Origin of the sequence: Cecembia sp. (genome assembly GCF_007126775.1) — a bacterium.
Lineage (GTDB): Bacteria > Bacteroidota > Bacteroidia > Cytophagales > Cyclobacteriaceae > Cecembia.
Window position 1 is genome coordinate 1 of the sequence record NZ_SLAP01000202.1, and the last position, 9,029, is coordinate 9,029.

A 9,029-nucleotide genomic window follows, 5' to 3' on the forward strand; every position below is an offset into this window, starting at 1 on the left:
AACCGAACTCACCGCACCGCTTTCAACTAGCATGTACCCGGTCGCAATAGGCTCTAACTTGCTTTTTTTGATAATTGGAGCAGCTTTAACATGTTCACCGATAAGGTTAACCGGATTTCTCCCTGAGATCAGCGATAGAAAAAGTAAAGCATCTGCATTTGCTGAAAATTGAAGGGTATTTCCCGGGAAAATTACAATAGGGATTTTGGGGATAATTGATCTGATTGTGGTGATCAATTCATACACATTGTTCTGGTGGATGAGACTTCCTCCAACAAATATAAAATCAAGATGTAATTGTTCGATTTCTTTTAATTTTTTACCCAAACCTTCATCTACATCATCTGGGTCAATCAGCCAGGCCAGCCCTTTTCTTCCAGACTTCGAAAGGGACTTTAAGCGCTCAGCGACCTTCCTCTTCATGTTGAGTTCCATTGGAGTCCTCTTCATACAATTTCTTCATCAATTGCTCCTGACCATATTTAATTGCTAGAGGAAGAACGATAGCGGAAAGCCTTCCCAAAAATCCAGGTTCCCTCTTTCTGGTGAGTTTTTCGGAAATTTCGTCATCCAAGAGTCCTTCTCTTTCCAATACCTCAAGTACCTTTTCTGTTTTTTTATTTTTTTTGCCACTTAGCAGTCTTACAGCCAAGATCGCCAAAGCGCCTCCTGCCAGTACTACACCTCCAATTTTCACCCAATCTTCGGATTCTTTTTTTGCCAGGGAGAGTTGCATTTCAAGGGTTTGTTCCAACTCTTTTGCTTTCTTTTTTAATGTATCTTCCATGGCTTTAATCTTCTTTTTTACCTCCGAAAATAAACATTTTCAAGAACTTCTGGAACGAGCTGACTATCCCTTGGGCATCTTTAAGGAAGTACATCAGCACAAATACCATCAGGTAGATCAGTCCGACATACAGGAAACCTTTATATGTTGAATACATCAATTCACTAAGGTAAAAAGCCAATGAAAGGCTGGCAAACAAAATCACCATTACAGAGACTGTGGCCATGAGCATCAACAAAAAAATCCTAGCCATAATGCCAGCTACCTGCTCATTGATTTCTTCTTTGACCATTTGCACCCTCACATCAATTAATTGTTTGACGGTCTGGATAATTTCTGAAACATTGAACATAAAAATCCTAAGTTTTGATGAATAACAAGACCAATATACGGTAAAAACCTGGCATCAAAAACTTTCCGGAAGCTCGGGTTCTTGGTTTTCAGTGTAGAATTTAAAAGTCATTACAGCTTCTATTGCTTTTTTAATTGCTTCATTAATCGGCATTTGATCTGCGGTCAATTGAAAATCAATATTGTACAATTTTGAATAGGCTCCACTGCTGGAAGGAACGTCCATATCTTCATTGACTGCTTCGGCAGCTATTTCGAATAATTCTTTTTTCTGTTCTTTGATCTTTTTACAGGTAATTATTTCCTTTTTCCCCTCCCTATTCTTTCTTGCAGAAGACCCAAAAAGCCTGCATATCATGCCACGATTAGTGTAATCAGAACAAAAACCCAAAGAATTGTCTTTGGACATGGATTTATACAGGATACAATAATGATTATCACCTTGCATTTCTAATATTTCCAGGGCTTTATCTGCTTTTCCTTTTTCGTAAAGATCGAATGCGAGCGGTAAGAATTCCAATATCGATGCACTCACTTTGGGGTTGGAACAGCAAAATCCACATCCTGGAATACAGGAAAGATTACTGGCACCTATAAAAGCCCTGATTTCCATATCCAGTTCGTCAAAAATACTTCTGACTTCCTGGGATTTTTCCTGTAGATTCATATTGTCGATATAAAAGCCTGCGAAAGTAAAAAGAGTTCATTATCAAAACAATAGGCCTTGTCAAATACGTGAGAAAATTCTGAATTAGAATTATTCCTAACCTCTGTTCATTTTGCCTCGTTATTATTTTATCTTTACCTGCTTAAAATTAATTTTTAGGCCAGCTTAATTTTCATTAATCCATTCTAGAAATGAGCAGCAGATTTGACAATTTTGAACAAAAAAGAGAAGAAAAAATCAGGAAAGCTTTCAAAGAGAGAGATTGGAACGAGATTAAAAGCACCGATTCGTGGGTGATTTTTAAGGTGATTTCTGAGTTTGTCGAAGGTTTTGAAAAACTAGGGAAAATTGGCCCCTGTGTTTCTGTCTTTGGTTCAGCGAGAACTGCGGAAGACCATCCTTATTATTTGGTGGCAGAGGAAATTTCTGCAAAATTGGTCAGACATGGATATGGTGTGATAACAGGAGGAGGTCCCGGAATCATGGAAGCAGCCAATAAGGGGGCCAATTCTGAAAATGGAAAGTCTGTGGGGTTATGCATTAAATTGCCATTTGAGGCCAAAGGAAATATTTTTATTGATCCTGATAAATTGATCAGCTTTGATTATTTCTTCGTAAGAAAGGTAATGTTTACAAAATATTCTCAAGGTTTTGTAGTATTACCAGGAGGATTTGGCACTCTGGATGAGCTTTTTGAAGCATTGACCCTCATCCAGACCATCAAAATTGGGAGATTTCCTATCGTTTTGGTGGGCAAAGAATTTTGGTCGGGCCTTTTAGATTGGATTAAAAATACCCTGCTTCAACAACATGCTTATATCAACACCGAGGATCTTGATCTTTTTTATGTAGTGGATGATGCCACCGAAGCTGTCAGGGTAATTGATGAATTCTATAGTAAATATTTATTGACTCCAAATTATTAACATTGAGAAGGCACCATCTGATTATTCAATATGGATTGATTATCCTTTTGTTTTCTATGATGATTTTCCTTTGGAATAATCAAAAAATCACTATATCTGACCAAGTTATCGTGGAGTCATCAGAAGGAGAACGGATACAGCTTATGATTCCAGAGGCCAAGGTCAGGTTATTTGATCTGCCTGAGAAAATTTCATTTGCAGGTGAACCCGTACCCTTAAATAAAGCGGATGTCTTCGAACGGTTTGAGCGGGAAATTTATGTGAATGCCTATTGGCAGTCCAATATGATCCTTATGATGAAGCGTTCTGCTAAATTTTTGACGACTATTGAAAAAATTCTTCGAGATCAAAATGTACCTGATGATTTCAAATATTTAGTGGCCGCTGAATCAGGCTTTATGAATGTAGTATCTCCTGCAGGTGCAAGAGGGTTTTGGCAGATAATGCCCGCGACAGCAAAGGAATATGGGCTTGAGGTAAGTTCAGATGTTGATGAGCGCTATCACGTAGAAAAAGCTACCATTGCGGCCTGCAGCTATCTGAAGTCCTCATTTGCTAATTTTGGTAACTGGACTTCTGTAGCAGCCAGTTACAACATGGGTATTTCAGGATTGAAGAGACGAAAGAATGAACAAATGCTTCAAAATTATTACGAGCTTTATTTAAATGATGAAACCAGCAGGTATATCTTTCGTGTGCTGGCATTCAAAGAGATTTTTGAAGATCCTGAGAAATATGGCTTTGAAATGAATAAATCAGAGTTTTACAAAGATCCCTTGTTTAGAGAATTGAAGGTTACACAATCTATACCCAGCTTAGCACAATGGGCCCTGCGCCACAATAGCACTTATAAAGATCTTAAGAATCACAATCCTTGGTTAAGGTCTTCAAAATTGGATGTGAAAAAAGGCAAGGAATACTTTATTAAATTACCAGTTAATTGATAGGGTTATTTTTTATCATTGTTTTTGTCTATTTTTTCAGTACTTTCCTTTAATTTCCTCTCTTTATGAAGAAGATTCTGGTAGTCATTCTTTTTCTTTTTATTCTTGCTCTAATGATTTTTAGAGGATTACCCTTTCTTATAAATACTTATCTGAACCAAAATGCAAACCGGATAGTCTCCAATATGATCACCCGGACCAGCAACTTCGGTGACCATGAAGTGAGTTTTGGGTCCATAGATTTGAATTATAATTACACAGGTACTTTTCTCAAGATAAGCAATATCAAAGTCATACCCACAGATGGGATTGATGACAAAAGAGTTAAGGTGAACCTTTCTGCAGATCAGGTGAATTTAACCGGGTTCAAATGGTTTCCATTTCTTTTCCATAACTCCATCTCAGTTGATTCGGCCACGCTGAATAATGTCAAAATCATTTCTTCAACACCCCCGTTGGATTCATTGAGAAAAGAACCTAGAAGAATAAAGCAAAAAGAATCAAAGGATTATGAGTTGATTGAAGTCAGAACTTTCGAACTCAATGAATTTTCGATTCAGGTCAAAAATAACCTTTATGACTCAGTCCGGATTTCTCTTCGTGACCTCAATGTTCAGGCCTATGATTTTCAACTGACAAAAGAGGATCTTACGGACTCCAAAAGTCTCTTTCATGTTCGCAAAATACATGGAGAAATAACTGAGGCACTATTTCATTTTGACAAATTCAGACAATATGTAGCAGTCAGGGATATCATTCTGGATACGGATAAAAAGAAAATGAACTTTGGATACATGGGACTGCTCAATAAATTGGATAAATATGAATACACTTCGCAATTTAAGGAAAGGCAGGGATGGCTGGAACTGGATAAAGCAGAGATGGAGTTGAGGGGGGTAAACTTTGGAAGTTACTTCAGAAAAGGGATAATTGAAGTTGATACTGTTTTTGCCAATAATTTTCAATTGGAATCATTTGTGGACAAGAGGATTCCGGAAGATAAGATGAAACGGCCTCAGTTGATCCATCAGGTATTTCAGGATCTTCAGCAAGTGATACATATTGAGCATCTATTTCTGGATAATGCCCATATTGGAATAGAAGAAAGGCCTGAAAACGAGTCCCCAAGATCTGGCACTTTGTTTTTCTCAGAACTCAACGCACATATTACTAACGTATCCAATTATCTGGAACGCAGAGGATCAAACCGGATAATTTCAATAGATGCCACTGGCAAACTGATGGGGGAAGGCGAAATAAATGCCAAGATTAATTTTGACCTGGAAGACCCCGAAGGTAAATTTACCTTGAAGGGGACCTTGGGAAAAATGGACCTCACTAAAGTAAATTCCATGATTGGTCCCGAAGCGAAAGCAAGCCTAAAATCCGGGACAGTAGATAGGCTGGATTTCAATATTTTGGCCAATGACTATGAGGGCTCAGGTGAGTTGATTATCAGGTATCAAAATCTTGAAATAGAACTTCTCAATAAGGATTTTGAACAAGATCAGAATTTAATCCGCAAACTCGGGGCTTTCATTGCCAATAAAGTGATCATCAAATCCAATAACCCAAACAAAAGAGGTGATTTGCAGAAAGGAAGTGTATATTTCATCAGAGAACCACATAAATCCATGTTCAATTATTGGTGGCAACTGATTTTTTCAGGATTGAAATCGACTTTGTCCGGCGAGTCTGTGGAAGAAATGAGGCAAAAAGAAATCGATAAAAGATCAGGAAATACCGGTTCGAAGAAATCAATCTCGGCTTCATCCGAAAAAGAGGAAGCCGATAAAAAGGGACTTACAGGAAAAGAGAAGAGACAGGCAAGGCGAGAAAAGCGGGAATCCAATTAAATTTTTATAATTCAAAACTTTGTTCAGTGACAGGGGTTTTAACCTTTGGTCTTAAATGGGATTACCCATCAATAATTTGTACTTTTGCAAGCTTGAATGAAATGCTGAAATCCTCCATGTCCGAACTCATAGTTGAGAAAAAAGAAGAGTTGATTGAGATATATGGTGCCCGTGAGCACAATCTCAAAAATATAGATATCAATATCCCTAGAAATAAGCTTGTTGTCATTACAGGCCTCAGCGGAAGTGGGAAAAGCTCTCTGGCATTTGATACCATCTATGCAGAAGGACAGCGGAGGTATATGGAGAGCTTTTCTGCCTATGCACGTTCTTTTTTAGGTGGTATGGAAAGGCCGGATGTTGACAAAATAAACGGGCTTTCACCTGTAATCTCTATTGAGCAGAAAACTACCTCAAAGAATCCCCGGTCTACAGTAGGCACAGTTACTGAGATATATGATTTTATGCGTTTGCTTTTTGCCAGGGCCGGGGAGGCATATTCCTACATCACTGGTCATAAAATGATTCGGCAAACAGAGGATCAGATTATCGAACAATTGTTCGATAAGTTCAGAGGAGAAAAATTGTACATCTTAGCCCCTATTGTAAAAGGTCGAAAAGGACATTACCGGGAGCTTTTTGAGCAAATACGAAAAATGGGATTTTCTAAAGTCAGGGTGGATGGAGTGGTGATGGAAGTAGTACCCAAGATGCAGGTTGATCGTTACAAAATCCATGACATTGAAATTGTAGTTGACCGGATCATTGCAGACGAGGAAGACAGGTTTCGGATTACCCAATCCCTGAAAACTGCACTACATCATGGCAAAGGGGTAATTATGCTCCGGGATGAGGAGGGAAATATCCATCATTTTTCAAAATATTTAATGGATCCGAGTACTGGCCTGTCTTACGATGAGCCCGCTCCCAATAATTTTTCTTTTAATAGTCCTTATGGTGCATGTCCTACATGTAATGGATTGGGTCTTATTGAGGAGATTACAAGGGAAAATATTATCCCAGATCCCAGTTTGAGTATCACAAGGGGCGGTATAGCACCATTGGGAGAATACAGGGACATTTGGATTTTCAAAAAAATAGAAGCCATCCTTAAGCACTATAGATGCAGTATCAGTACACCTATAGAAAAGTTGCCCGAGGAAGTCATCCAGGTATTGCTCTATGGAGATAAAATAGAGGTTGCCGTAGACTCTGTCAAATATCCAGGAACGCAGTGGCATACAACCTTCGAAGGAATAGTCAATTTTCTACAAAAGCAGCAGGAGGGCAGCTCGGATAAAATACAGGATTGGGTCAGCGAATTTACTACGACAAAAGTCTGTCCAGATTGTGAAGGTTACCGCCTCAAAAAAGAAGCATTGCATTTTAAAATCGACGGTAGACATATTGGGGAACTTGCCATGATGAATATCAACGGTCTCGGAGACTGGTTTGAAGGTCTTGAGGAAAGGTTGACTGAAAGGCAGCAAGTAATTGGTAGAGAAGTATTAAAAGAAATCAAAAAGCGGATAGGATTTTTATTGGATATTGGTTTAGATTATCTTTCTTTAAACAGGCCTTTGAAAACCTTATCTGGTGGAGAAGCACAAAGGATACGCCTTGCCACTCAAATAGGCACGCAGTTGGTTGGAGTTTTATATATACTCGATGAGCCTAGCATAGGATTACACCAAAGAGACAACGTCAAACTGATCAAAGCTTTACAGGACCTTAGGGATCTCGGCAATTCTGTGCTTGTTGTCGAGCATGATAAGGACATGATGATGGAAGCAGATTACGTGGTGGACATTGGTCCCGGAGCCGGGAGACATGGGGGTCAGATCGTGGCTGCTGGTACACCTCAAGAGATCCTGCTGAAAGGAAGCACTACAGCACAATACCTTTCAGGGAGATTGAAGATCCATATTCCGGAAAAAAGAAGGAAAGGAACTGGTAAATTTTTGGAGTTGAAAGGAGCGATTGGCCATAATTTGAAAAATGTAAACCTTAAGCTTCCTTTGGGTAAGATGATCTGTGTTACCGGGGTCTCAGGGTCTGGAAAAAGTTCCCTGATTCACGAAACGCTATTTCCCTTGCTGAACCGGCATTTTTATCGCTCAAAGAAAGAACCTTTGGGGTATACAGAAATCAAGGGTTTGGAACATTTGGATAAGGTGATTGAAGTGGATCAGTCTCCAATAGGGAGAACACCAAGGTCTAACCCAGCTACTTATACCGGAGTTTTCACAGATATCAGGGCCCTATTTACGGAGCTTCCTGAATCCAAAATTCGAGGCTATAAAGCGGGACGGTTTAGTTTTAACGTGAAAGGTGGAAGATGCGAGGATTGTGAAGGTGCTGGGATGAAATTGATCGAAATGGATTTTCTTCCTGATGTGCATATTCCTTGTGAGACCTGCAAAGGCAAACGCTACAATAGAGAGACATTGGAGGTGCGGTTCAAAGGTAAATCTATTTCTGATGTCTTGGATATGACAGTGGAACAGGCAGTGGAATTTTTTGAAAACCAACCTAAAATCCTGAGGAAAATACGGACTTTAAATGATGTAGGCCTTGGCTATATTACTTTGGGACAACATGCAACTACCCTTTCTGGAGGAGAGGCACAAAGGGTGAAATTGGCAACAGAATTATCGAAGAAGGATACAGGGAAAACTTTCTATATATTGGATGAACCCACTACGGGGCTACATTTTCAAGACATAGAACATTTGTTGGATGTATTGAATAAACTGGTTGAAAAAGGGAATACCGTTTTGATCATTGAACACAATATGGATATCATCAAAACGGCAGACCATATCATAGATATGGGGCCCGAGGGTGGTGACAGAGGAGGTCAGATAATTGTTGAGGGAACTCCGGAAGAGGTAGCAGGCCATCCCTTGAGCCATACTTCCAAATTTTTGAAGATGGAATTGGCTTAGGTTTCTATAGTCTGGATCTACCTATCATTGCAGATATATAGCCCTGCTGTAAAATTCTTAGGAGCAGTTGATATGGCTTGAGTATATTTGATACCAAGCATGAACAGGATTCGGTTATATTGGAGTTTACAGGTATTGGGTTGGGCAGGTTTTGCCTTGATCAATCTGTTTTTTGTATCGCTTGATAGAGGGGTATCTCCAGTTCAAATCGGCGCCTTTACCTCATTAGCGGGTTTTTACCTCCTATCAACGCATACCTTCAGGAAAGTTGTTAAAAAGTATGGGTGGTTGAATTTGAATTTTAGCAGGCTTTTGATGAACACCCTGCTTGCATTGGCTGCGCTGAGTGTTTTAAATACCATTGCTCAAATTTTAATTAATTTGGTATTTGATACTCTGGATCCTGAGGTAGACCTGCGACCTGTGGTCATCTTTGTCAATATCTTTGTGAGTTTTCTTTTTTATGCGCTTTGGGCGATGCTGTACTTCCTTTTTCACTTTTTGGAGAATTATAACCAAAGTTTGAAGTACCAAGCAAAGATCAATGAAA

The 9,029-nt window shown here is 39.2% G+C and carries 8 protein-coding genes and 1 pseudogene; 5 read left to right on the plus strand and 4 right to left on the minus strand.

The features are described from left to right. The 4 genes from QZT73_RS13580 to QZT73_RS13595 all read right to left on the minus strand — a co-directional run. Positions 1–423, minus strand: a 423-nt coding sequence (locus tag QZT73_RS13580) for a geranylgeranylglyceryl/heptaprenylglyceryl phosphate synthase (protein WP_291788668.1), incomplete at its 3' end; no start/stop codon positions are given. Further along, the gene (locus QZT73_RS13585) at positions 404–787 is read right to left on the minus strand and encodes a hypothetical protein (protein ID WP_291784780.1); all 384 of its coding nucleotides are present in this window, start codon (positions 785–787) and stop codon (positions 404–406) included. The genes QZT73_RS13580 and QZT73_RS13585, both read right to left, overlap by 20 nt. 4 nt (positions 788–791) lie before the next feature. Then, positions 792–1,139 carry a phage holin family protein gene (locus QZT73_RS13590; RefSeq protein ID WP_291784778.1) on the minus strand — a complete coding sequence of 116 codons (348 nt, stop codon included), beginning with the start codon at positions 1,137–1,139 and terminating at the stop codon, positions 792–794. Positions 1,140–1,193: 54 nt separating this feature from the next. After that, positions 1,194–1,805, minus strand: coding sequence for a YkgJ family cysteine cluster protein (locus tag QZT73_RS13595; protein ID WP_291784777.1), 612 nt, complete (start codon positions 1,803–1,805; stop codon positions 1,194–1,196). 191 nt (positions 1,806–1,996) lie between these two features. Between QZT73_RS13595 and QZT73_RS13600 the strand changes: the two genes are divergently transcribed. From QZT73_RS13600 to QZT73_RS13620, 5 genes and pseudogenes are all read left to right on the plus strand, one after another. Next, entirely contained in the window at positions 1,997–2,731 is a 735-nt protein-coding gene (locus tag QZT73_RS13600) for a TIGR00730 family Rossman fold protein (protein WP_291784775.1), read from the plus strand. Between the two features lie 2 nt (positions 2,732–2,733). Further along, on the plus strand, positions 2,734–3,675 hold the full coding sequence (locus tag QZT73_RS13605) for a lytic transglycosylase domain-containing protein (protein ID WP_291784773.1): 942 nt from the start codon (positions 2,734–2,736) through the stop codon (positions 3,673–3,675). A 65-nt stretch (positions 3,676–3,740) separates the two neighbouring features. Further along, on the plus strand, positions 3,741–5,531 hold the full coding sequence (locus QZT73_RS13610) for a DUF748 domain-containing protein (protein WP_291784771.1): 1,791 nt from the start codon (positions 3,741–3,743) through the stop codon (positions 5,529–5,531). A 116-nt stretch (positions 5,532–5,647) separates the two neighbouring features. Then, complete coding sequence (gene uvrA, locus QZT73_RS13615; RefSeq protein ID WP_291788672.1) at positions 5,648–8,479, plus strand: excinuclease ABC subunit UvrA; 2,832 nt, start codon at positions 5,648–5,650, stop codon at positions 8,477–8,479. Between the two features lie 99 nt (positions 8,480–8,578). Beyond that, positions 8,579–9,029: pseudogene (locus QZT73_RS13620) on the plus strand (histidine kinase); the annotation flags it as partial.